This window comes from Kutzneria sp. NPDC051319 (assembly GCF_040682195.1).
Classification (GTDB): domain Bacteria; phylum Actinomycetota; class Actinomycetes; order Mycobacteriales; family Pseudonocardiaceae; genus Kutzneria.
In genome coordinates, this window is sequence record NZ_JBFBAM010000003.1 from 91,603 (window position 1) to 113,149 (window position 21,547).

Genomic DNA, 21,547 nt, shown 5'->3' on the forward strand with positions numbered 1-21,547 from the left:
AGTTTTTCCACACCTTACCCACAGGCCCTGACCTGCGGTTCCGTGCCAACCTCCCGCGGTTGTCCACAACTTGTCCCCAGCCGTCGACCGGCCTGTGCCCCCTTGCCGCACGGCCGTCCACAGGTTGTCCACAGCGGCACCCACAGGCTGGTTTGCCTGCTCCGGACGGGGGACCTAGCGTGCACGCCCGGAACTGTCAGGGGTGCTGGGTACAAACGAGCACGACAACCTTCAACTTGGGGAGTTCGCGGTGGCGTTGGCAGACGACCGTGGCATGAGCGAGCCCGGCTTCGAACGGCAGCCGCCCCAGGACCTGGCCGCCGAGCAGTCGGTGCTCGGCGGCATGCTGCTGAGCAAGGACGCCATCGCCGACGTCGTCGAGGTGCTCAGCCCCAACGACTTCTACCGGCCCGCGCACCAGTCCGTGTACGACTGCGTGCTCGACCTCTACGGCCGGGGCGAGCCCGCCGACCCCATCACCGTCTCCGCCGAGCTCGAACGCCGCGGTGAGCTGATGCGTGTGGGCGGCGCGCCGTACCTGCACACCCTCATCGCCACCGTGCCCACCGCGGCCAACGCCAGCTACTACGCCGAGATCGTCGCCGAGAAGGCCGTCCTGCGCCGCCTGGTCGAGGCCGGCACCCGCATCGTGCAGCTCGGCTACAACGGCGCCGACGGGGCCGACGTCGACGAGGTCGTCGACCGTGCCCAGGCCGCCATCTACGAGGTGACCGAGCGCCGCACGTCCGAGGACTACTCGGTGCTGGAGGACATGCTCCAGCCGACCATGGACGAGATCGACGCCATCGCCTCCCGCGGCGGCCAGTCCCTGGGCATCCCCACCGGCTTCACCGACCTCGACGCCGTCACCAACGGCCTGCACCCCGGCCAGATGATCATCGTCGCGGCCCGGCCCGGCGTCGGCAAGGCACTGGCCCTGGACACCCCGTTGGCGACCCCGTCCGGTTGGACCACCATGGGTGAGGTCCGGGTCGGTGACGAGCTGATCGACGCCGCCGGCCGACCGACCCGCGTGGTCGCGGCGACCGAGGTGATGCGCGGTCGGCCGTGCTACGAGGTCGAGTTCTCCGACGGCAGCGTGATCGTCGCAGATGCCCAGCACCAGTGGCTGACCGAGACCAGGGCCTCAAGGCGTTCGGCTCAGCAGGCGGCCACCGGCTACAACCGGCACCGCAACCAGCGGACCTTCGCCGCGATCCGGACGACCGAGGAGATTGCCGCCACGCTGCGCTGCGCCACCGCGGACGGCCGGCTGAACCACTCGGTGACCAATGCAAAGCCGCTAGACCTGCCCGAGCAGGAGTTGCTGCTGCCGCCATACACCTTCGGCGTTTGGCTTGGCGGCGGACAATCGGGCTCGTCCCGGTTCACCACCGCCGACCCGGAGATCGCCTGGCACATCGAGGCGGAGGGCCTCAATGTGATTCCGCGCGGTGACCTCCGATACAGCCTGCGGCTGCCGGCCCGTGAAGGCATTCCAGCCCGGGAGTTCGTCTCAGCGGCCGTGCCGGCGCCGACATGCGTCGACTGCGGCGAGCCGTCGTGTGGCCTGGCGCAGTGCCAGCGGTGCCGCAATCACCATGGCACCGTCCAGGCAATGCTCCGCACGCTCGGAGTGCTCGGCGACAAGCACATTCCGGCCGAATACCTGCGTGCGTCGCCGTGGCAGCGGCGGGCGTTGCTAGCCGGTCTGCTCGACACGGACGGCACCGTCACCACTGGTGGCAGCGTTCAGTTCGCGGTCACCAACAAGCGGCTGGCCGACTGCGTCCACGAGCTCGTCACGAGCCTCGGCTACCGCAGCACGATGACCACGAAGCAGGTGCGTGGGCGTAGCGAGGAATCGTCGATCTCCTACGCGATCACGTTCGGCACCGAAGACGACGTGTTCCGGCTGGAGCGCAAGCGCCTTGTGCACAAGGAGCGGCGCAGGACCACGGGCACGGTCCGGACCGGCTCCCGGTACATCGTCGACGTGCGGCCGCTGGACAGCGTGCCGGTGCGATGCGTCGAGGTGGACAACCTGGAGCACCTGTACTTGGCCGGCCGGTCGATGATTCCGACGCACAACTCGACCTTGGGGCTGGATTTCGCCCGGTCGTGCTCGATTCGCAACGGGCTGGCCAGCTGCATCTTCTCGCTGGAGATGAGCAAGACCGAGATCGTCATGCGCATGCTGTCGGCCGAGGCCAAGATCCGGCTGGGCGACATGCGCGGTGGGCGGATGACCGATGACGACTGGACGCGGCTGGCACGGCGGATGAGCGAGATCAGCGAGGCGCCGCTGTTCGTGGACGACTCGCCGAACCTGACGATGATGGAGATCCGGGCCAAGGCGCGGCGGCTGAAGCAGCGCAACGACCTGCGGCTGATCGTGGTGGACTACCTCCAGCTGATGACCTCGGGCAAGCGCACCGAGTCCCGGCAGCAGGAGGTCTCGGAGTTCTCCCGGCACCTGAAGCTGATGGCCAAGGAGCTGGAGGTGCCGGTGATCGCGATCAGTCAGCTCAACCGTGGTCCCGAGCAGCGCACCGACAAGCGGCCGATGCTGTCCGACCTGCGTGAGTCCGGCTCCCTGGAGCAGGACGCGGACGCGGTCATCCTGATCAACCGGCCGGACGCCTGGGAGCGGGACGACCCTCGCGCGGGCGAGGCGGACCTGATCCTGGCCAAGCACCGTGCCGGCCCGACGGCGACGATCACCGTGGCCCACCAGCTGCACTACAGCCGCTTCGCCGACCTCGCCCAGGGCTGAGCCGAAGCACCGGCCGGGTCCAGGACCGCTTCGTGGATCAGGCCGCGGGACCAGCTATGCCCCCTGAGCCAAGGTGATGCCACCGGGGGCCGGCCCAGCACATGGTGGTGCCATCTTGGCACCGTCGACCGGCCGGGCGGCACCCGGCCATAAATACCACTTGACCTGCCAGAACGGCACACGACCACCATCCAGCCAGCACGAACGGTGCCACGCTGGTGCCAAACTGAGCCAAGATGGCTTGCAGTGGTGCCACGCGTGTGCCATAGTGGTGCCATGGACCTCACGACGTACGTCAGCAACCTCGGACGCGAATTCGCGACGCTGGCCGAGGCCAACGGCGAGGAAGCTCGTGCGTTGGTCGAGCGCCTGACCGGCTCGCTGGAGTCGGCGATCCGGATGACCCTGCTGGAGACCCTGTCGGCCGCCAGCGACGAGATCACCAGCGAACTGGCGCCGGGCTCGGTGGAGTTGCGCCTGCGCGGCCGAGACCCGCAGTTCGTGGTGTCGGTGCCCGAGCGGGTCGCCGACACCACCCACCAGGAGCCCGAGGAGATCGGCACGGCAGAGGGGAGCGTGCCGATCTCCGAGGACGGCCCCAGCTCGCGCATCAACGTGCGGCTGCCCGAGGCGCTGAAGACGGCGATCGAAGAAGCCGCCGCCAAGGAGGGCCGCTCGGTCAACGCCTGGCTGGTCCGGGCCGCCTCGGCCGGCCTTCAGCGCACCGACCGCCAGCGCCCACCGGCGCCGCGCGGCTCCACCGTCAACACCGCCCAGCGCATCACCGGCTGGGTTCGCTGACGCCGCACCGCATTTCATCCACACGTCTCTGACCTGCGGAGACGGTTCACAGACACACTTCAAGGGGACAGCCATGCCTACTTTCGCCACGCCCGAGCCCATCTCCGTCACCATCGAACTGAGCGTCGGGCAGGTCCAGATCATCGCCGGCGACCGCACCGACACCGTCGTCGACGTGCAGCCGAGCGCGCCGTCCGACGAGTCGGACGTGGAGGCCGCACAGCGGGTCCGGGTCGACTACGCCAACGGCGCGCTCCAGGTGGTCGGGCCGAAGGGCCGCATGTTCGACTTCTCCCGCAAGACCCGCTCGGTCGACGTGACCATCGAGCTGCCGGCCGGCTCCAGCCTGCACGGCGACGTGTCGGTGGGCAATCTGAACGGCACCGGCCGCCTGGGGCGCTGCGAGTTCAAGACCTCGGCCGGCAGCATCCGGTTGGAGCGCACCGGCGCGGTCGTGCTGCACACGTCGATCGGCAACGTCACCGTGGGCAGTGTCGGCGGCAACGCCGACGTCCACTCCAGCTCCGGCAAGATCCAGCTGGGCGAGGTCAAGGGCGCGCTGGAGGTCAAGAACTCCAACGGTGACACCGAGATCGGCACGGCCGACGGCACGGTGCGGGTGCGCGCGTCCAACGGCGCCATCGGGCTGGAGCGCGCCGGCAGCAGCGTGGACGCGAAGACCTCCAACGGCAACATCCAGGTCGGCGAGGTGGCCCGCGGCTCGGTCGTGCTGGGCACCTCCATGGGCGACCTGGAGATCGGCATCGCCGCCGGCACCGCGGCCTGGCTGGACGTGAACACCTCCTTCGGGCAGGTGCGCAACCAGCTGGACAACGCCGCCAGCCCCGAGGACTCGGACGAGACCGTCGAGGTCCGGGCCAACACCTCGATGGGCACCATCACCATCCACCGCTCCTGAGCTCCGAAGAGATCCTGAGGGGGACTCATGTCGGCCATCTCCGTCACCGGACTGCGCAAGTCCTACGGCGACCACGTCGTGCTGGACGGTCTGGACCTGGACGTGCCGCGCGGCACCGTCTTCTCCTTGCTGGGGGCCAACGGCGCCGGCAAGACCACCACCGTCCGCATCCTGTCCACGCTGATCAACGCCGATGCCGGGCAGGCCCGGATCGACGGCCACGACCTGACCCGTGAGCCGGACGCGGTGCGGGCCGCGATCGGCGTCACCGGCCAGTTCTCGGCGGTGGACAACCTGCTCACCGGCGAGGAGAACCTGCTCCTCATGGCCGATCTGAACCACCTGGCCCGCCGTGACGGCCGCCGCCGGGCGACCGAGCTGTTGGAGCAGTTCGACCTGGTGGAGGCCGGGCGCAAGGCGGCGTCCACCTACTCCGGCGGCATGCGGCGCCGGCTGGACCTGGCCATGACGCTGGTCGGCAGCCCGAGGGTGATCTTCCTGGACGAGCCGACGACTGGGTTGGATCCGCGCAGCCGCCGCAACATGTGGCAGATCGTGCGGGACCTGGTGGCCGGCGGCGTGACGATCTTCCTGACCACGCAGTACCTGGAGGAGGCCGACGAGCTGGCCGACCGGATCGCGGTGCTGGACAACGGAAAACTCGTCGCCGAGGGGACAGCCGACGAGCTCAAGCGTCGCATTCCCGGCGGCCACATCCGTCTGCGCTTCGCCGATCCCAACAACCTGGACACGGCCATGGGCCTGCTGGGCGACGCCACCCGGGACACTGACGCGCTGGCGCTGCGGGTGCCGAGCGACGGCAGCCTCCGCTCGCTCAAGACGCTCATCGACCGCCTGGACGGGCGGGCCGTCGAGGTCGAGGAGCTGTCCGTGCACACGCCCGATCTCGACGACGTCTTCCTGGCCCTGACCGGCACCACCAAGAACGAGAAGGTGACCGTCCGATGAGCACGCTCGCCGCACCCGACCTGCGGTTCCACCCACTGCGCGATTCGGCGACCATGTTGCGCCGCAACCTCAAGCACATGCTGCGGTACCCGTCGCTGACGGTGATGCTGATCGGGATGCCGGTCATCTTCCTGCTGCTGTTCGTGTACGTCTTCGGCGGCACGCTCGGCGCCGGCCTCGGCGGCGACCGCTCGTCGTACGTCGACTACGTGGCGCCGGCGATCATCTTCATGACCATCACCTCGGTGGTGCAGGGGACCGCGATCTCCATCGCGATGGACATGACCGAGGGGGTGATCGCCCGCTTCCGCACCATGCACATCGCCCGCGTCTCCGTGCTGACCGGGCACGTGCTCGGCAGCCTGATCCAGGCGGTGCTCTGCCTGTCGGTGGTGATCGGGGTGGCCCTGCTCGTCGGCTTCCATCCGGCCGCGAGCTTCGCAGGATGGCTGGCCACCGCCGGTTTCCTCATCGTCGTGACGTTCGCGCTGGTGTGGCTGGCCGTCGCGCTGGGCCAGGTCAGCAAGAGCGTCGAGACGGCGAGCAACCTGCCGATGCCGTTGCTGCTGCTGCCATTCCTCGGCAGCGGGTTCGTGCCCACCGACTCGATGCCCACCGCGCTGCGCTGGTTCGCCGAGTACCAGCCGTTCACGCCGATCATCGAAACCCTGCGCGCCCTGCTGATGGACAGGCCGCTCGGCGGCAACCTGTGGCTCGCGCTGGGCTGGTCGGCCATCATCGCCCTCGGCGGCTATCTGTGGTCCAAGCGTCTGTTCAATCGCGAATACGCTCACTGACAGGGGGACGGAAGATGTCGCATCTCACCGAGTTTCCGCTGGCCCGACCGGCCGGCTGCCCGTTCGACCCGCCCGCGGCCCTGACCGAGCTGCGTGCCGAGGAGCCGGTCGCCCGGATGACCTATCCCGGCGGGCACGAGGGCTGGGTGGTCACCGGTTTCGCCGAGGCCCGCACCGTGCTGGCCGACCAGCGCTTCAGCTCACGGCAGGAGCTGCTGCGCATGCCCTACCGGATGCCCGGCATGGACGAGTTGCCCGAGATGCCGCCGGCGGCGGTCGGCGACATGACCGGCATCGACGCCCCGGAGCACACCCGCTTCCGCAAGCTGCTGGTCGGCAGCTTCACCGTTCGCCGGATGCGCCAGCTGACCGAACGCGTGGCCCAGGTGACGGCCGAGCATCTGGCGGCCATGCGGGAGCTGGGGCCGGAGGTGGATCTGGTCGAGGCCTTCGCCCACCCCGTGCCGGCGGTGATGATCTGCGAGCTGCTCGGCGTGCCCTACGAGGACCGCGACACCTTTCAGCGCTACGTGACGCTGCTGTTCTCCGCCGACGCCCCGGCGGAGGAGCGGTACGAGGGCATCGTGAAGTTGCAGGAGTACGTGGGCCAGCTGGTCGTGGCCAAGCGGGCCGAGCCGACCGACGACCTGTTCAGCGACCTGACCGCCACCGACCTCACCGACGAGGAACTCGCCGGCGTCGGGAGCCTGCTGCTGGCCGCCGGGCTCGACACCACCGCCAACCAGATCGCGCTCGGCAGCTACGTGCTCCTGCGCCAGCCGGAGCAGATTCCCTTGCTGCTCAACGATCCCGACGCCGCCGTCGAGGAACTGCTGCGGTATCTGACCATCACCCACACCAACGTGCGGACCGCGCTGGAGGACGTGGAGATCGGCGGCCAGGTGATCAGGGCGGGGGAGACCGTCACCCTGTCGCTCCAGGCCGCCAACCGCGATCCGCTGCGCTTCGACAATCCCGACGAGCTGGACCTGACGCGCAGCGCCATCGGCCACCTCACCTTCGGGCACGGCATCCACCAGTGCCTCGGGCAGCAGCTGGCCCGCGTCGAGATGCGGGTGTCCATGCCCGCGCTGTTCACGGCATTTCCCACGCTGCGGCTGGCCGGCGAGCCGACCCTGCGGCCCGGTCACCAGAGCATCTACGGCGTGCAGAGCCTGCCCGTCAGCTGGGAGGAAACCCGATGAGCCTGCCCATGAACCGCGACGCCGGCCCGTTCGACCCGCCCCGCGGCATCTCCCGGTTACGGGAGACCCGCCCGGTCAGCCCGCTGGTCTTCCCGGACGGCCACGAGGGCTGGGTGGTCACCGGCTACGACGAGGTCCGCCAGGTGCTGGCCGACGTCCGCTTCAGCTCGCGGCAGGACATCGGGCCGATCCACGTGCCGTGGGAGGCGCCGGGCATGCCCGTGTCGAACGAGCCGTCGCCGCAGGTGCCGGGCCTGTTCATCTCGATGGACCCGCCGGACCACTCCCGGTTGCGGCGCAAGCTGATCGGGGCTTTCACCGTGCGGCGGATGAAGGCGCTGGAGGAGCGCGTCGCCGAGATCGTCGAGCAGCAGCTGGATTCGCTGGCGAACCTGACCCCGCCGGTGGACCTGGTCAGGGAGTTCGCGACGCCGGTGCCCTCGCTGGTGATCTGCGAGCTGCTCGGGGTCCCCTACGCCGACCGGGAGACGTTCCAGGCCAACTCCACCCAGTTCCTGGTCAAGGACCAGGAACTGGAAACGAAGATCGCTGCCTACACCGCGATGACCACGTACCTGGGCGAACTGGTCACCGGCAAGCGGGCCGAGCCCGGCGAGGACATCCTGTCCGACCTGGCCCGCGACGAGGAACTGAGCGTCGAGGAACTGGTCGGGATCGCCTTCCTGCTGCTGTTCGCCGGCCACGAGACCACCGCGAACATGGTGGCGCTGGGCACTTTCGCGCTGCTGGAGCACCCCGATCAGCTGGCCGAGCTGCGGGCCGCCCCCGAGCTGCTGCCCGACGCCGTCGAGGAACTGCTGCGGCACCTGTCGGTGGTCGACCTGTTCTTCCGTTACGCCGTCGAGGACATCGAGATCGCCGGGGAGACGATCACCGAGGGTTCGACCGTGGTCGTGTCGCTGCTGGCCGCCAACCGCGACCCCCGGCGTTTCGACGACGCCGACGAGCTGGACGTGCACCGCAAGGCCCGAGGTCAGATGGCCTTCGGCCACGGCGTGCACCAGTGCCTGGGCCAGCAGCTGGCGCGCATCGAGATGCGGGCCGGGTTCGAGGGGCTGCTGCGTCGTTTCCCGTCGCTGCGGATGGCCGTCCCGGTCGACGAGGTGCGGCTGCGCACCGACATGACGATCTACGGCGTGCACGAGCTGCCGGTCACCTGGGATCGCTGAGATCCGTGGCCCCGCTCAGGGCCCCGAGCAGCGCTCCGACGCACATCTGGCGCAGCTCGTCCCGGGAGAAGGCTTGGTGCACAAGCCATTCCACGCAGACAACGCGCACGAACACCAGCCAGCCGGCCAGCGCCGCGGACACCAGGCCCAGTGAGTCCGGGGACAGGCCGGACGCGTTGATGATCCGTTGCCGCAGGGCCGCCAGCTCCTCGTTGATCACGGCCTGGATCACCGGGTCGCCAGCCAGGGTGCGGTTGGCCGCCAGCACCGTGTTGCGGTTGGCGACGAAGTAGTCGAAGTGGGTGTCGAGCCCGGCGGCCACCTGCTCGATCACCGGGGTGGTCGAGTCGAACTCGGTCTCGACCAGCAGCACTTCGGCCGCCTTGCGGTACACGGCCTCGAAAAGGTCCCGCTTGGACGGGAAGTGCTTGTACAGCAGGGCCCGGGAGACGCCGGCGCGCGCGGCGACCTCCTCCATCAGCACCTCGTCGTAGGGCCGGGCGGCGAACAGCTCCGCGCCCACGGCGACCAGTTCGGCGCGGCGCTGGGTCGGGTCGAGCCGACGTCTCGGGGGCACCCCGGAATGCTAGTTGACACGTGTGCACCACCGCCGTACCGTCCCGTTAGTAGATACGTGTCTACTAACGGGACCGGGGTGACCGTTGTGCCCAAGCTGCTCAAAATCCTCCTGCTGCTCATGGGTTTCACCAACGTGGCGATCGGCGTCGTCCACTTCACGCTGGGCATCGTCTCGGTGCCCGGCGAGTGGGACGCCGGGGCCACCGTGGACAGCCGGGAGCGGTTCTACGCCGCGATGTTCATCGGCTACGGCCTGCTGTGGGTCTGGGCCGCGCGGCAGAAGCCGATCCGCGCCACCACCGTCCGCTGGCTGGCCGGCATCTTCTGGCTCGGCGCGGCCGGCCGGCTGATCTCGCTGGCGGTGTACGGCCCGCCGCAGTGGTTCCAGCTCGTGCTGGCCGCCCTTGAGGTGGCCCTTCCGCCGATCTACCTACTGCTGGCCACGGCCGACGAGCGGCAGGCCGAAAACCGTTGGAGTGAAGCGACCGCGTAGGCCGACACTGCGCGATGTGCTGAAGAGCGAGGGATTCGCCGCTGACGACTACGCGGCGGTGCGAGCGGCGTTCGAGGCCAACGACGAGGTGGGCGCGTCGGTCTGCGTCACCGTCGAGGGCGAGACGGTGGTGGACCTGTGGGGCGGGTTCGCCGACGAGCAGCGGACCCGGCCGTGGGACCGGGACACGATCGTCAACGTCTACTCGGTGACCAAGACGATGACGGCGCTCACGGCGCTGCTGCTGGCCGACCGGGGCGAGCTGGACTTCGACGCCCCGGTGGCCAAGTACTGGCCGGAGTTCGCCGCGGCCGGCAAGGAGAACGTCAGGGTCAGCCACCTGATGAGCCACTCCGCCGGCCTGTCCGGCTGGCGTGAGCCCATCGAGCCGGCCGACCTCTACGACTGGGAGAAGGCGACGGCGCTGCTGGCCGCGCAGGAGCCGTTCTGGGAGCCGGGCTCGGCGTCGGGCTATCACGCGGCGACCCAGGGCTACCTGGTCGGGGAGGTGGTCCGCCGGATCACCGGGCGGACGCTGGGCACGGTGTTCCGGGAGGAGATCGCCGAGCCGCTGGGCGCCGACTTCCACATCGGACTGCCGGTGTCGGAGGACGGCCGGGTGGCGGACCTGATCCCGCCGCCGGAGGGCTCGCCCTTCGACTCCGACGTCACCGAGCTCCAGGCCAACGCGGCCAGGAATCCCGACCTGACGGTGGAGATCACCCGCACGCGGGAGTGGCGGGGCGCGGAGATCCCGGCGGCCAACGGCACCGGCAACGCTCGGTCGATCGCCGAGATCCATGCCCTGCTGGCCAACGGCGGTGTCACCAAGGGCAAGCGGCTGCTGTCCGAGGCGGGATGTCGGCGGGCGCTGGAGGTGCAGGTCGAGGGCACGGACCTGGTGCTGCCGATGCGGATCCGGTGGGGTCTCGGCTTTGCCGTCAACGGCGGTTTTCTGCCCAATGCCAACACCATCTACTGGGGTGGCTACGGCGGCGCGCTGGCCTTGATTGACATGGATGCCCACATCTCGGTGGCGTACGCGATGAACCGGATGGCCGGCACGACCACCGGCGACGAACGGGGACTCGGCCTGATCATGGCGACCTACGCGGGCTGAGGGTCTTCACGACCCACGGCTAGAATGCTAGCATTCTAGCCGTGGGTGAGGACGTCAAGCAGTTCAACGTGTACCTGCCGGTCGAGCTGATCAAGCAGGTCAAGCACCACGCCGTCGAGGAGGGTCTCTCGCTGTCGGCGCTGGTCGCCGACGCGCTGCGCGCCTACCTCGACACCCACGGACACCAATCCGAAGGGGAGGGATCGGCATGACCACCGACGGCATCGACGCGGTCTACCTGACCACGCACAACTGGGGCCGGACCGCGAAGTTCCTGCAGTCGCTGGGGTTCCAGCTGGACTTCGAGACCGACCACAACTCGGGGCAGCTACGCAACGGCGACGGCCCGCACGTGTTCGTGGCCGAGGTGCCCAACCGGGAGCCCGGCCTGCAGCTGGTGCTGAAGGTCCCCGACGAGTCGAAGGTGCAGCTCGACCCGTCGGTCGAGGTGGTCACGCCGTTCGAGGACACCCATTACGGCACCAGGGAAATGGTGGTCCGCGACCCGGACGGCCGGACCTGGACGCTGCAGGCGCCGACGACATGACCGAGCCGGACAACACCGCGATCCGGGTGGCGCTGTGGCGGGCGCTCCACGTCGAGTTCGACCAGCCGCCGCCCGTCTTCGTGGACACCATCGGCCTGGAACTGGCCGATCCCGGCCCGGACTGGCGGCAACGACCGGACATGGATCCCCAGGCCACGGCCGGGTTTCGCGGCTCGGTCGTCGGCCGGGCGCGCTTCGTCGAGGACCTGGTCGCGGGGCACGAGTCCGAGCAGTACGTGATCCTCGGGGCGGGCCTGGACTCGTTCGCCCAACGCCACCAGGGGGAACGACAGGTCTTCGAGATCGACCAGCCGGAAACCCAGGCGTGGAAACGCAAGCGGCTGGACGAGCTCGGTCATCCGGCCCCGCACTGGGTCCCGGTCGACTTCGAGGCGGGCGACGACTGGCTGCAACGCTTGGTGGACAACGGTTTCGACCCGGGCATGCCGGCGGTCGTGGCGTCGACCGGCGTGTCGATGTACCTGACGAAGGAGGCGACGGCGGCCACGCTGGCCAAGGTCGCCACGCTCGCGCCGGGATCTACCCTCGTCATGACGTACCTGCTGGAATTGGACTTGGTGGCCGAACAGGACCGTCCCGGGCGGGCCATGTCGGCCCAGGGTGCGGCCAGATCGAGCACCCCGTTCGTCAGCTTCTACCGTCCGGAGGAAATGGCGGCGATGGCCACCGCGGCCGGCTTCGCCACGGTGGAACACGTGTCCGGGCAACAGATCGTGGACCGGTACTTCAGGGACCGGCCGGATGGCTTCAAGCCCTCCACGGGCGAGGATTATCTGGTTGCCACCACCGGAGAACGAGCTACAGTGACGACGTGATCACCGGACCGGCCATGGGCCATTCACGGATAGGCGATCCGGTGGATCGCTGACCGGGCGCTCGCGTGGACCTCCCGATCGGGGACGACAACCCCGATCCGCAGAGACCACAAGCGAAAGCGAGCATCCGTATGCCAGCGACGTTCAACCACACCATCATCCCGGCCAGGGACCGCGAGGTCTCGGCCCGGTTCTACCGTGAGCTGCTCGAGGTGCCCGAGGCGCCGTCCTGGGGCCCGTTCACCAACATCCAGCTGCACGACGGCGTGCTGCTGCAGTTCGCCGAGCCGCCGGTGGACATCCAGATGCACCACTACGCCTTCCTGGTCGACGACGAGCTGTTCGACCGGGCCCGGCAGCGGCTGCTCGACAACGGCGTGCAGACCTGGGCCGATCCGTTCCAGAAGCAGCCCGACGAGATCAACACCAATCACGGCGGCCGCGGTGTGTACTTCTCCGACCCGGCCGGGCACGGCATCGAGCTGCTCACCCAGCCGTATCTGTGAACCGGTAGACCACGCTGGTCAGGCGCTCCGACTTCTCCCAGAGCCGGCGCGCCACACCCGGGTCGTGTGACCGCGGGGCCGACGCGGTGCGGACGGGCTGTCCCTTGAACCCGTTCCACCCGTCGGGCCCGTAGTAGTCGCCGCCGCGCACGGCGGGATCGGTGGCGGCCCGCAGCGACGGCAGCGCCGCCTGGTCGCTGTCCTGCATCATCCACGACATCAGCGGCGAGGCCAGCAGCCACTGCACCACGCGCGGGTTCTCCCGGGCCAGTTCGGTGCGGGCCGAGCCGGGGTGCACCGCGACGGAGATGGGCCGGGCCTTGGCCGCGGTCAACCGCCGCTGGAGTTCGTAGGCGAACAGGAGGTTGGCCAGCTTGGACTGGGCGTAGGCGGCGATCGGGCGGTAGCGGTCGCGGGAGTTCAGGTCCTCGAAGTTGATCTCGCCGGCCCGGTGGGCGTTGCTGGACACGGTGACGATGCGCGACCCGGCCACCGGCAGCATCGCCGGCAGCAGCAGGCCGGTGAGCGCGAAGTGGCCGAGGTGGTTGATGCCGACCTGGAGCTCGAAGCCGTCCTGGGTGCGGTCGCGCGGCGTCATCATCACGCCGGCGTTGTTGATCAGCAGGTCGACGCGGGCGTGCTCGGCGACGATCCGCTCCGCGCCGGCCCGCACCGAGGCCAGCGAGGCCAGGTCGAGCAGCACCGGCTCGCCGCCGGTCTCGGCGGCCGCGGCGTCGGCCCGCGCCTGGTCACGGCAGGCCAGCACCACGGTGGCCCCGGCCTTGGCCAGCGCGCGGGCGGTGGCCAGGCCGACCCCGGTGTTGGCCCCGGTCACCACGGCGACGCGCCCGGTCTGGTCGGGCATGTCGGCCGTGGTCCACCTGGTCATGGCCCAACACTACGAGCCGATCAGCTCGCCGAGCAGCTTCGGATTGTCGGCGAGTCCCGTGCGCAGCCAGCTGTCGACCAGCGGCCGCCGGGCGGCGATGTCCACGCCGGCCCACTCGATGCCGCCCAGCGGCGGCTGCGGGTCGTACTCGATCATCAGCTGCACCTGGCGGGCGATCTCCTCGCCGGCCAGCTCCTGCACGAGGTGCAGGGCCAGGTCGATGCCGGCGGAGACCCCGGCCCCGGTCAGCACGTTGCCGTCACGCACCCAGCGCTCGGCCACGGGCGTCGCGCCGAACTTGGCCAGCAGGTCACGGCACATCCAGTGCGTGGTGGCGCGGCGGCCCTCCAGCAGGCCGGCGGCGCCGAGGATGAGCGAGCCGGTGCAGACCGAGCCGATGATCTCGGCGTGGGCGGCCATGTCCCGGACGCGTCCGAGCAGCTTCTCGTCGCCCATCGCGGCCATGGTCGGCACGCCGCCGCCCGGCAGGAACACCGCGTAGGGCGCGGGCACCTCGTCGAAGGTGTGGCTGGCGGCGACACCGAGCGGGGTGTCGGTGGGCGCCGGCGCCTTGTCCTCGCCGAGCACCACGACCCGGTACTCGGGGTCGAAGGAGGGCAGCGCGCTCAGCACCTGGAGCGGGCCGGCCATGTCCAGCAGCGTGAAGCCCGGGTAGAGCACGAACGCGATGTCCTTCATGGCCTTGAGGCTGGTCCGTGCCGCGAAGGCCGGCAATCATGTCCGGGAGCCCTGTCCTGAATCCTGGTATCCCTGTCTTTCGGACGGGTATCGTCGCCCGCATGCGCAGGATCGTGATCGTCGGCTACCCGGAGGTGGAGCTGCTCGACGTGGCCTGCGTGGCCGACACCTTCGACACGGCCAACCGGCACGGCGCGAATCCGCAGTACTCGATCGAGTTCGCCACGCTCGGCGCGCAGCCGGCCAGCAGCGGCTCGGGTCTGGTCCTGGCCGGACAGCACGCGCTGGAGCGGATCACCGGCCCGCTGGACACGATCGTCGTGTCGGGTGGGCTCGGGCACGAGCTCGCCGCCGCCGATCCGGTGCTGGTGGCGCATGTCCGACGGCTCGCCCGAGAAAGTCGCCGTGTGTCCTCGGTCTGCTCGGGCGCGAGCGTGCTGGCCGCGGCCGGCCTGCTCGACGGCCGCCGCTGCACCACGCACTGGTTCGTCGCCCGCGCCCTGCAGGAGCGTTATCCGCTCATCGAGGTCGACGCGAAACCCTTGTACATCAAGGACGGCAACGTCTACACGGCCGCGGGCGTGACGAGCGCGCTCGACCTGTCGCTGGCCTTCGTCGAGGAGGACAACGGCGCGGGGCTGGCCCGCTCGGTCGCCCGCAGCCTGGTGACCTACCTCCAGCGGCCGGGAAACCAGGCCCAGGTCAGCATGTACGTGCAGGCCCCCGCGCCGGAGAACTCGGTGGTGCGCAAGCTGGTCACGCACATCGCCGCCCACCTCGACCACGACCTCGGCGCCACCGCGCTGGCCGATCGGGCCGGCGTCAGCGAGCGCCACCTGACCCGGCTGTTCCTCGACCACATCGGCCGCCCGCCGGCCAGGTACGTGCGGGAGACCAGGGCCGAGGCCGCCGCCCGGCTGCTCACCTCGACCGCGCTGCCGCTGGCGGCGATCGCCCGGCGCTGCGGCTTCGGCTCGGCCGAGACGCTGCGGCAGGCCTTCGTCGGCCAGTACGGAATCCCACCGTCCCGCTACCGAAACCTGACATGATCTGTCAGGTACAGCTGCCAGGCTGGTCCCATGAGCACGTTCCGATACACCACATGGGATGAGAAGGTCGTCGTCGAGGCGGAAGGCGGCCCCAAGGTCGCGCGCGCCGACGTGGACTTCGTCTACGAAGGCCCGCTGACCGGCGAGAGCAAGGCCCAGATCCTGTTGCACTACCGACCCGACGGCACCGGCACGTTCGTCGCCTACGAGCTGCTGACCGGCTCCTTCGACGACAAGCCCGGCAGTTATGTGTTGGCGCACAAGGGAACCTTCGACGCCGGCGGCATCGAGTCGGCCTTCGAGGTCCGCCTCGACAACGACGTCGTGGCCACCGGGACCTACAAGAGCGGCCCGAGCCAGGAGGTGCCGTACACCATCACTTCCCGGTGAGCAGGTGCACGACGACGATGCCGATCACCGGGCCGGTGGCCAGCGCGCCGAGCGTGAACAGCACCCGGGTGACGACGTGGTTCTGCTCGCGGACGAGATCGCGGCCGCAGTTGGCGCACGCCTTGAGCCCGTTCCACGGCGTGCCGCAGTAGGGACAGCCCTTGCCCTCCAACGCCGTCTTCTCGCGCGGGCGGATCAGCAGGAACTCGAAGAGCCCGGCCGCCACCCAGAACACGATCACCGCGATCAGCCACGGCGTCGACGCTTCGAGCCACCTCACGTGGGCCATCGTGGCACAGCTAGTAACGTCGCCGCGTGCCGGATGGCTATGCGGTCGTTGACGTCGAGACGACGGGATTCGCGGCCAACGGCCGTGATCGAGTGGTCGAAGTGGCCGTGGTGGGGGTGGACCGGACCGGCGTGATCACCGACGAGTGGTGCACCGTGGTCAACCCCGGCCGCGATCTCGGGCCCCAGCACATTCACCGGATCAGCGCAGGGGATGCCCGCCGCGCGCCGTCCTTCGCGCAGGTGGCGGGGGCGCTGGCGGCCCGGCTGGCCGGCCGGGTCATGGTGGCGCACAACCTGTCGTTCGACGCGCGCTTCCTCGCCGCCGAGTTCGACCGGCTGGGCCTGCCGGTGCCGGTGGCGGCCGAGTTCGGCCTGTGCACGATGGCGCTGGGCGCCGCCTATCTCCCGCAGCGCAACGGACGATCGCTCAAGGCCAGTTGCGATGCGGCCGGTGTCGATCTGCGAGATGCACACTCGGCGTTGGACGACGCCCACGCCGCCGCCGGGCTCCTCACGCACTACCTGAGCCGCGCCGGCCGACCCGAGCCGTGGACGGATCTCCTTGCCGCCGCGTCAACCTGGCCCTGGCCGACGCTGCCGCCGGACGAGGTCGCCGAGTACCGGCGCGGCAGCTGGGTGCCGCCGACACCGACAGGTGAGGTTCCCTCACTGCGCATCGGGGACCTCGTGGTGTTCACCGGACAGACCGATCTTCCCCGCGCTGAGCTGGTCGAACGGGCAGTCGCGGCGGGACTGCGGGTCAATGCGGGCTATGTCACAAAGCAGACCGCGCTGCTGGTCGCCGCGGACCCGGAAACCATGTCCACCAAGGCCCGAGCCGCCCGCCGGTACGGCGTGCCCATCGTGTCGGCCGACCTGTTCGAGACGCTGATCACCTGAAACCGGCCAAAGATCACCGGTACGGGTGGATCGGGCCCCTTGTTAAGAAGCCACCTCGGGGGCAGGCTCTTGGACGAAACCTCCCTGCTCCAGGAAGGTGCGAGGCGGATGAGTGCCGTGGACACGGCGGCGCCGGCGACCACCGGGACGGTCTGGGACGAGCTGGTGTCCGAGCTTCCCGTCGGGGTGCTGCTACAGGACGAACATGGGGCAGTGCTGGCCGCCAACAGCCTGGCCGGGCATCTGCTCGGGCTCAGCCGGGCCGATCTGCTCCGCAACCGCCGGCCCGAGGGCTGGCAGGTCTGCGACGACTCCGGCGCCCCGCTGCCGCAGGGCGCCGAGCTGGCCGCGCAGGTGTTGCGGGGCAACGGGCGGCTGGCCGTGCCGATGGTGGTGGTGCGCAACGGGGTCGCCGGCTCGCGGCTGTGGGCCGACTTCCACGCGGTGAGCCATCGCGGCCGGCCGAGCGTGCTGACCTTGCTCCAGCCGGTGCACACCGACGTGCCGCACAGCCGCGGTCTGATCGATCCGCTGACCGGGCTGCCCAGCCGGGCGCTGCTGCTGGATCGCTTGGAGCAGTCGCTGACCCGGTCCCGCACCAACGGCTCGCTGAGCACGTTCGTGCTGGTGGACGTGCGCAAGCTGGCGGAGGTCAACACCGAGCACGGCTTCGACGTCGGCGACGGGCTGCTGACCGTGTTGGCCGGGCGGCTGCGCCAGGGCCTGCGCGACGATCACACCGTGGCCCGCTACGGCGGCGACGAGTTCGCGGTGGTGGCCGAGCATCCGTGCGGCACGGGCGAGCCGATCGCCGCGCGGGTACGGGAGTTGACCCAGCGGGCGGTGCTCGTCGGCAAGGTCCGCCTGCATCCGAAGGTGCGGATCAGCTGGGCCACCAGCGACGGCTCGGCCGCCGCGCACACCGTGATCGGGCTCGTCGAGAAGAGACTGCGCACCGCATGAAAGGAACCCCCGGGCTGGCTGCCCGGGGGTTCCTTTTATTCAACGAGCTCAGCCGAGGTGCAGGCCCTCGGTCATCGAGCCCAGGTCACCCAGCAGCTCCTGGCCGGGCAGCGCGCGAGCGCCACCGGCCAGGTTCGGCTGCACCTGCACGCCCTTGAGGGCGGGCAGCTGCGCCAGGTGCGCACCCGGGATCAGGTTGTCGGTCGGCAGCACACCCGACAGCGACGGCAGGTCGCGCTCCTGCGCGGGCAGACCCGGCAGCGCGCCACCCAGGGGAACCAGGCTGGTCAGACCCATGAGGCTGTCCACGCCCAGGCCGGCCAGCGGCAGGCCCGCGGTGGTCGGCAGCGCCGACAGCACCGGCAGGGACGGCAGCTCGCGGGCGCCCATCAGGCCACGGCTGGTGATCGGCAGGTCCAGGGCGGGCTTCTCCTCGCCGACCACCGCGGAGGTCACGTTGGCGCCGTGCGCGAGCGCGGTGCCGAACACCTCCACCGGCACGTCGAAGACCTGCACCAGGGCGCCGATCGGCAGGTGGCCGTTCAGGCCCGACAGCTTCTTGGTCACGCCGGCGGTGGACTGGCTGCCGCCCGAGGCCACGTCGGTGACGTTGACGCCCTTGGTGGCCGAGATGCCGCCGACGGTCACGGCGTCGGTGAACACACCGGCGATCGCGGCCACCGGGACCTGGAGCAGGTCGCCGGAGATGGAACCGGCGGTGCCGTTGGTCTTGACGTCGCCACCGGCGAGGTCGACGACCTTGTTGGCGCCCGCGTGGTACGCCTGGCCCGCGGCGGAGACGGCGTCCTGCGCCACCTGCGCGTCGGCCACGACCGGCACCGAGGCCAGGTTGCCGGCCACCGAGCCGAACACGCCCGAGGTGTCGGCCTCGCCACCGGCGGTGTTGATCACCGAGGTCGAGCTCTTGTCGAACGCCAGGCCACCCGCGCCGACGGCGTCGTCGAGGACCTCGGCGTTGGCGATGGCCGGCACCTGGGCGAGGTTGCCCGAGATGGCGCCGAACATGCCGGTGGTGTGGGTGTCGCCGCCGGCGAAGTTGCCGGTCCACGAGGTGGTCTCGTTGGCGGCGTTGCCCAGGGCGCCGACGGAGTCGGACAGCACCTGCGCGTTGGCCGCGGCCGGCACCTGCGCGACGTTGCCGGCGACCGAGCCCAGCTTGCCGGAGGTGTTGGTGTCGCCACCGGCCGACGGGTCGGTGTAGCTGTGGGCCAGCGCGTTGGCGATGCCGCCCAGGGTCACGGCGTCGCCCAGCACCTGCGCGGTCGCGGCGGCGGGCACCTTGGCCACGTTGCCGGAGACCGCGGCCTCGGACCCGTTGGTCAGGACGTCCTTGCCGGCGGTGTCGAACACCTTGTTGTCGGCGACGGAGTTGCCCACGCCCGCGGCGGTGACGGTGTCACCCAGCACGCCCGCGACCGGCGCCAGCGGCACCTGCGCGACGTTGCCGGCGAACGAGCCGCCCCAGCCGTTGGTGATGTCCGTGCCACCGGCGTTGGAGCTGGTCAGGTTGGCGGCGGTGGCGTTGTCCACGCCCGCGCCGGCGATGGCAGCCCCGAAGGCCTGCACCGCGCCGGCCACCGGCACATCGGCGATGTTGCCGGTCAGCGCGCCGCCCTTGCCCGACGCGTCGACGTCGCCGCCGGCGGTGGAGCTGGTGACACCCTTGGCGATCGCGTCGCCGTTGCCGACCAGGGTGGCGGTGTCGCCGAACAGCTGCGTGGGCAGCGAGACCGGGACCTGCGCGGCGTTGCCGGACGCGCTGCCCTTGTCGCCCACGGCCTCGACGTCGTGGCCGGCCGTGGTGGTGGTCTGCGACTGCGCGCCACCGGTGACGTTGGCGACCAGGCCGGCCGCGTCACCGAACAGCTGCACCGGCGCGGTGACCGGCACCGAGGCGATGTTGCTGCTGACCGTGCCGCGGTCGTCGTTGGTGTTGGTCTTGTCGCCGGCCTCGACGTCCTTGACCTCCTTGGACAGACCGTCGGCGTTGCCGGCCAGCGAGGCGCCGGCGCCGAAGATCTCGGCCGGGATGGCCACGGGCACGGCGGCGATGTTGCCGCCGACGACCCCGCCGTTGCCGAGCGTGCCGTTGTAGCCGCCGTCGACGACCGAGGAGTCGTTGCCGGCGGTGCCGCTGGCGTTGCCGATCAGCGAGCCGGCCGAGCCGAACGCGTCGACCGCGCCGGCGATCGGCGCGACGACGTCGTTGCCGCCCAGGGTGGACTTGTCGCCGTCGGTGTAGGTGTTGCCGCCGGCCAGCGCCGTGACCTTGTTGATGTCAGCGGCCTCGGCGGTGCCGATCCAGGTGACGCCGTCGCCGAAGACCTCGACGGGCAGCGCGACCTCGGGGTCGACGATGTTGCCCGAGCCGGTGGACTTCACACCGGTCGTGCCGGCCATGCCGCCGGACTTCAGGTCGTTCTCGGTGGCGCCCAGCGCCGTGGTGTTGCCGATCCAGGAGACGGCGTTGCCGGCCACCAGGACCTTGCTGACGATCGGCGCCTGGACGATGTTGCCCGACACGGTGCTCGGGTCGCCCGCGGTCAGCGCGTAGAACCCGTCCTGGGTGTCGCCGGCCTGCACGGCGCCGGTGCTGTGGTTCTTGGCGTCGGCGTTGCCGACCCACGAGATCGCGTTGCCGTTGGCCTCGACCGGCAGGCCCAGGGGCACGCCGATCAGGTTGCCGGCCAACGTGCCGCCGTTGCCGGTGCTCTGCAGCGAGCCGCCGGTGGCGACGTCGGTGCTGGCCTTGTTGACGGTGTTCGAGTTGCCGCCGACGCCCACGGCGTTGCCGGTCACCTGGACCGGGGTGCCCAGGGCGGCGTCGACGATGTTGCCGGCCAACGTGCCGCGCTCGCCGTTGGTGATGAACGGCGTGGTGCCGGTCTCGGTCATCGCGTCGGCGGTGCCGGCGGCGAACGCGTTGCCGGCGGCGGCGATCGCGTTGTTGTCCAGCTGGATCGGCAGGCCGTAGTCGACGCCGATGATGTTGCCGGCGATCGAGCCGCGCTTGCCGTCGGTCTGGGTGACCGACTCGGCCTCGCAGCCGACCTTCGAGCGGTTGAACGTCGCGGCGTCGCCGGTGGCGCCGATGGCGTTGCCGGAGATGTCGACCGGAACGCACACGTCGAGCGGGATGGTGTTGCCCCGGCTGATGTTCTGCGGCACGGCGACGGGGATGTTCTTGGCCTGCGTGGCCAGCGGGTGCGGAGCCAGCTTGCCCGTGAGCTCGCGGGTGCTCACGGTGTGGCTGACGGCCGGCAGGTCCGTCTTGCCGAGCACGGTGCCCAGCTGGTTGTTGGCCTCGTGGATCGGCACCTTGACGTTGACGTCGACCAGGTCCGCGGCGGGAACACCCAGCGGGTGAGCCGGCTGGGCCGCGGAGGCGTTGGCGATGCCGGTGCCGACGGCGATGAAGCCACCGGTGAGGAGCGCGGCTTGTAGTCCGCGCTTCGCCCACGTCTGCATTACTTCTCCTTGGGGTTCGTCCCTTGCGGGGCTAACGGGTGGCCGGGGGCAACGGCCACCCGGGGAAGTGGGATGCACCTAGCTGAGGGGGAGATGCATCCCGGGTCGTCAGCGCGGCTGGACGAGCGCAGAAGAATGC

Annotated in this window: 22 protein-coding genes; 17 read left to right on the forward strand and 5 right to left on the reverse strand. The window is 70.3% G+C overall.

Annotation, left to right across the window (positions count from 1 at the left end; genetic code table 11):
* Positions 1 to 274: 274 nt before the first annotated feature.
* The 7 genes from dnaB (at position 275) to AB0M73_RS03965 (ending at position 8,657) form a co-directional block, all read left to right on the forward strand.
* On the forward strand, positions 275 to 2,776 hold the full coding sequence (gene dnaB, locus AB0M73_RS03935) for a replicative DNA helicase (protein WP_363886889.1): 2,502 nt from the start codon (positions 275 to 277) through the stop codon (positions 2,774 to 2,776).
* Positions 2,777 to 3,052: 276 nt separating this feature from the next.
* The gene (locus AB0M73_RS03940) at positions 3,053 to 3,577 is read left to right on the forward strand and encodes a YlcI/YnfO family protein (protein ID WP_363886512.1); all 525 of its coding nucleotides are present in this window, start codon (positions 3,053 to 3,055) and stop codon (positions 3,575 to 3,577) included.
* A 73-nt stretch (positions 3,578 to 3,650) separates the two neighbouring features.
* Complete coding sequence (locus AB0M73_RS03945; RefSeq protein ID WP_363886513.1) at positions 3,651 to 4,496, forward strand: DUF4097 family beta strand repeat-containing protein; 846 nt, start codon at positions 3,651 to 3,653, stop codon at positions 4,494 to 4,496.
* Between the two features lie 27 nt (positions 4,497 to 4,523).
* Complete coding sequence (locus tag AB0M73_RS03950) at positions 4,524 to 5,465, forward strand: ATP-binding cassette domain-containing protein (RefSeq protein WP_363886515.1); 942 nt, start codon at positions 4,524 to 4,526, stop codon at positions 5,463 to 5,465.
* Complete coding sequence (locus AB0M73_RS03955; RefSeq protein WP_363886517.1) at positions 5,462 to 6,262, forward strand: ABC transporter permease; 801 nt, start codon at positions 5,462 to 5,464, stop codon at positions 6,260 to 6,262. Before AB0M73_RS03950 ends, AB0M73_RS03955 begins: the two co-directional genes overlap by 4 nt.
* Before the next feature lie 14 nt (positions 6,263 to 6,276).
* Positions 6,277 to 7,467 carry a cytochrome P450 gene (locus tag AB0M73_RS03960; RefSeq protein WP_363886519.1) on the forward strand — a complete coding sequence of 397 codons (1,191 nt, stop codon included), beginning with the start codon at positions 6,277 to 6,279 and terminating at the stop codon, positions 7,465 to 7,467.
* Positions 7,464 to 8,657: a cytochrome P450 gene (locus AB0M73_RS03965; protein WP_363886522.1), complete on the forward strand. Its 1,194-nt coding sequence runs from the start codon at positions 7,464 to 7,466 to the stop codon at positions 8,655 to 8,657. The genes AB0M73_RS03960 and AB0M73_RS03965 overlap by 4 nt, the downstream gene beginning before the upstream one ends.
* Here AB0M73_RS03965 and AB0M73_RS03970 read toward each other — a convergent pair.
* Positions 8,641 to 9,234, reverse strand: a complete 594-nt coding sequence (locus AB0M73_RS03970; RefSeq protein WP_363886525.1) for a TetR/AcrR family transcriptional regulator — start codon at positions 9,232 to 9,234, stop codon at positions 8,641 to 8,643. The genes AB0M73_RS03965 and AB0M73_RS03970 overlap by 17 nt on opposite strands.
* Positions 9,235 to 9,321: 87 nt before the next feature.
* Here AB0M73_RS03970 and AB0M73_RS03975 point away from each other — a divergent pair, with 87 nt between their 5' ends.
* The 6 genes from AB0M73_RS03975 (at position 9,322) to AB0M73_RS04000 (ending at position 12,738) form a co-directional block, all read left to right on the forward strand.
* Complete coding sequence (locus AB0M73_RS03975; protein ID WP_363886528.1) at positions 9,322 to 9,729, forward strand: DUF4345 domain-containing protein; 408 nt, start codon at positions 9,322 to 9,324, stop codon at positions 9,727 to 9,729.
* Between the two features lie 16 nt (positions 9,730 to 9,745).
* The gene (locus AB0M73_RS03980; protein WP_363886531.1) at positions 9,746 to 10,849 is read left to right on the forward strand and encodes a serine hydrolase domain-containing protein; all 1,104 of its coding nucleotides are present in this window, start codon (positions 9,746 to 9,748) and stop codon (positions 10,847 to 10,849) included.
* Positions 10,850 to 10,890: 41 nt separating this feature from the next.
* On the forward strand, positions 10,891 to 11,061 hold the full coding sequence (locus tag AB0M73_RS03985) for a ribbon-helix-helix protein, CopG family (protein WP_363886533.1): 171 nt from the start codon (positions 10,891 to 10,893) through the stop codon (positions 11,059 to 11,061).
* Positions 11,058 to 11,396 carry a VOC family protein gene (locus AB0M73_RS03990; RefSeq protein ID WP_363886535.1) on the forward strand — a complete coding sequence of 113 codons (339 nt, stop codon included), beginning with the start codon at positions 11,058 to 11,060 and terminating at the stop codon, positions 11,394 to 11,396. The genes AB0M73_RS03985 and AB0M73_RS03990 overlap by 4 nt, the downstream gene beginning before the upstream one ends.
* Positions 11,393 to 12,232 (forward strand): class I SAM-dependent methyltransferase, encoded by an 840-nt coding sequence (locus AB0M73_RS03995; RefSeq protein ID WP_363886537.1) that lies wholly within the window; start codon positions 11,393 to 11,395, stop codon positions 12,230 to 12,232. Before AB0M73_RS03990 ends, AB0M73_RS03995 begins: the two co-directional genes overlap by 4 nt.
* 131 nt (positions 12,233 to 12,363) lie before the next feature.
* Positions 12,364 to 12,738, forward strand: coding sequence for a VOC family protein (locus AB0M73_RS04000; RefSeq protein WP_363886539.1), 375 nt, complete (start codon positions 12,364 to 12,366; stop codon positions 12,736 to 12,738).
* Here the strand turns inward: AB0M73_RS04000 and AB0M73_RS04005 are convergent.
* Both AB0M73_RS04005 and AB0M73_RS04010 read right to left on the reverse strand, forming a co-directional pair.
* Positions 12,719 to 13,627: an oxidoreductase gene (locus AB0M73_RS04005; RefSeq protein WP_043720580.1), complete on the reverse strand. Its 909-nt coding sequence runs from the start codon at positions 13,625 to 13,627 to the stop codon at positions 12,719 to 12,721. The genes AB0M73_RS04000 and AB0M73_RS04005 overlap by 20 nt on opposite strands.
* Positions 13,628 to 13,636: 9 nt before the next feature.
* Positions 13,637 to 14,326 (reverse strand): DJ-1/PfpI family protein, encoded by a 690-nt coding sequence (locus tag AB0M73_RS04010; RefSeq protein ID WP_363886542.1) that lies wholly within the window; start codon positions 14,324 to 14,326, stop codon positions 13,637 to 13,639.
* Positions 14,327 to 14,427: 101 nt separating this feature from the next.
* Between AB0M73_RS04010 and AB0M73_RS04015 the strand changes: the two genes are divergently transcribed.
* Positions 14,428 to 15,375 (forward strand): GlxA family transcriptional regulator, encoded by a 948-nt coding sequence (locus tag AB0M73_RS04015; protein ID WP_363886545.1) that lies wholly within the window; start codon positions 14,428 to 14,430, stop codon positions 15,373 to 15,375.
* 30 nt (positions 15,376 to 15,405) lie between these two features.
* Entirely contained in the window at positions 15,406 to 15,765 is a 360-nt protein-coding gene (locus AB0M73_RS04020) for a DUF3224 domain-containing protein (protein ID WP_052395447.1), read from the forward strand.
* Here AB0M73_RS04020 and AB0M73_RS04025 read toward each other — a convergent pair.
* Positions 15,752 to 16,045, reverse strand: coding sequence for a hypothetical protein (locus tag AB0M73_RS04025; RefSeq protein WP_043720572.1), 294 nt, complete (start codon positions 16,043 to 16,045; stop codon positions 15,752 to 15,754). The two genes, AB0M73_RS04020 and AB0M73_RS04025, sit on opposite strands and share 14 nt — an antisense overlap.
* A gap of 35 nt (positions 16,046 to 16,080) precedes the next feature.
* Between AB0M73_RS04025 and AB0M73_RS04030 the strand changes: the two genes are divergently transcribed.
* Positions 16,081 to 16,956 carry an exonuclease domain-containing protein gene (locus AB0M73_RS04030; protein ID WP_363886548.1) on the forward strand — a complete coding sequence of 292 codons (876 nt, stop codon included), beginning with the start codon at positions 16,081 to 16,083 and terminating at the stop codon, positions 16,954 to 16,956.
* A gap of 108 nt (positions 16,957 to 17,064) precedes the next feature.
* Entirely contained in the window at positions 17,065 to 17,919 is an 855-nt protein-coding gene (locus AB0M73_RS04035; protein WP_363886549.1) for a GGDEF domain-containing protein, read from the forward strand.
* 48 nt (positions 17,920 to 17,967) lie between these two features.
* On the opposite strand, the gene AB0M73_RS04040 is transcribed toward AB0M73_RS04035, so the two are convergent.
* A complete protein-coding gene (locus tag AB0M73_RS04040; RefSeq protein WP_363886551.1) occupies positions 17,968 to 21,408 on the reverse strand; it encodes a chaplin family protein in 3,441 nt (1,146 codons plus the stop codon).
* Between the last annotated feature and the right edge of the window lie 139 nt (positions 21,409 to 21,547).

Bases quoted from the DNA above. Each gene is read 5' to 3' on its own strand.
- dnaB (WP_363886889.1), top strand. From the start codon at position 275: ATGAGCGAGCCCGGCTTCGAACGGCAGCCGCCCCAGGACCTGGCCGCC.
- AB0M73_RS03940 (WP_363886512.1), top strand. From the start codon at position 3,053: ATGGACCTCACGACGTACGTCAGCAACCTCGGACGCGAATTCGCGACG.
- AB0M73_RS03945 (WP_363886513.1), top strand. From the start codon at position 3,651: ATGCCTACTTTCGCCACGCCCGAGCCCATCTCCGTCACCATCGAACTG.
- AB0M73_RS03950 (WP_363886515.1), top strand. From the start codon at position 4,524: ATGTCGGCCATCTCCGTCACCGGACTGCGCAAGTCCTACGGCGACCAC.
- AB0M73_RS03955 (WP_363886517.1), top strand. From the start codon at position 5,462: ATGAGCACGCTCGCCGCACCCGACCTGCGGTTCCACCCACTGCGCGAT.
- AB0M73_RS03960 (WP_363886519.1), top strand. From the start codon at position 6,277: ATGTCGCATCTCACCGAGTTTCCGCTGGCCCGACCGGCCGGCTGCCCG.
- AB0M73_RS03965 (WP_363886522.1), top strand. From the start codon at position 7,464: ATGAGCCTGCCCATGAACCGCGACGCCGGCCCGTTCGACCCGCCCCGC.
- AB0M73_RS03990 (WP_363886535.1), top strand. From the start codon at position 11,058: ATGACCACCGACGGCATCGACGCGGTCTACCTGACCACGCACAACTGG.
- AB0M73_RS03995 (WP_363886537.1), top strand. From the start codon at position 11,393: ATGACCGAGCCGGACAACACCGCGATCCGGGTGGCGCTGTGGCGGGCG.
- AB0M73_RS04000 (WP_363886539.1), top strand. From the start codon at position 12,364: ATGCCAGCGACGTTCAACCACACCATCATCCCGGCCAGGGACCGCGAG.
- AB0M73_RS04005 (WP_043720580.1), bottom strand. From the start codon at position 13,627: ATGACCAGGTGGACCACGGCCGACATGCCCGACCAGACCGGGCGCGTC.
- AB0M73_RS04010 (WP_363886542.1), bottom strand. From the start codon at position 14,326: ATGAAGGACATCGCGTTCGTGCTCTACCCGGGCTTCACGCTGCTGGAC.
- AB0M73_RS04015 (WP_363886545.1), top strand. From the start codon at position 14,428: ATGCGCAGGATCGTGATCGTCGGCTACCCGGAGGTGGAGCTGCTCGAC.
- AB0M73_RS04020 (WP_052395447.1), top strand. From the start codon at position 15,406: ATGAGCACGTTCCGATACACCACATGGGATGAGAAGGTCGTCGTCGAG.
- AB0M73_RS04035 (WP_363886549.1), top strand. From the start codon at position 17,065: ATGAGTGCCGTGGACACGGCGGCGCCGGCGACCACCGGGACGGTCTGG.
- AB0M73_RS04040 (WP_363886551.1), bottom strand. From the start codon at position 21,408: ATGCAGACGTGGGCGAAGCGCGGACTACAAGCCGCGCTCCTCACCGGT.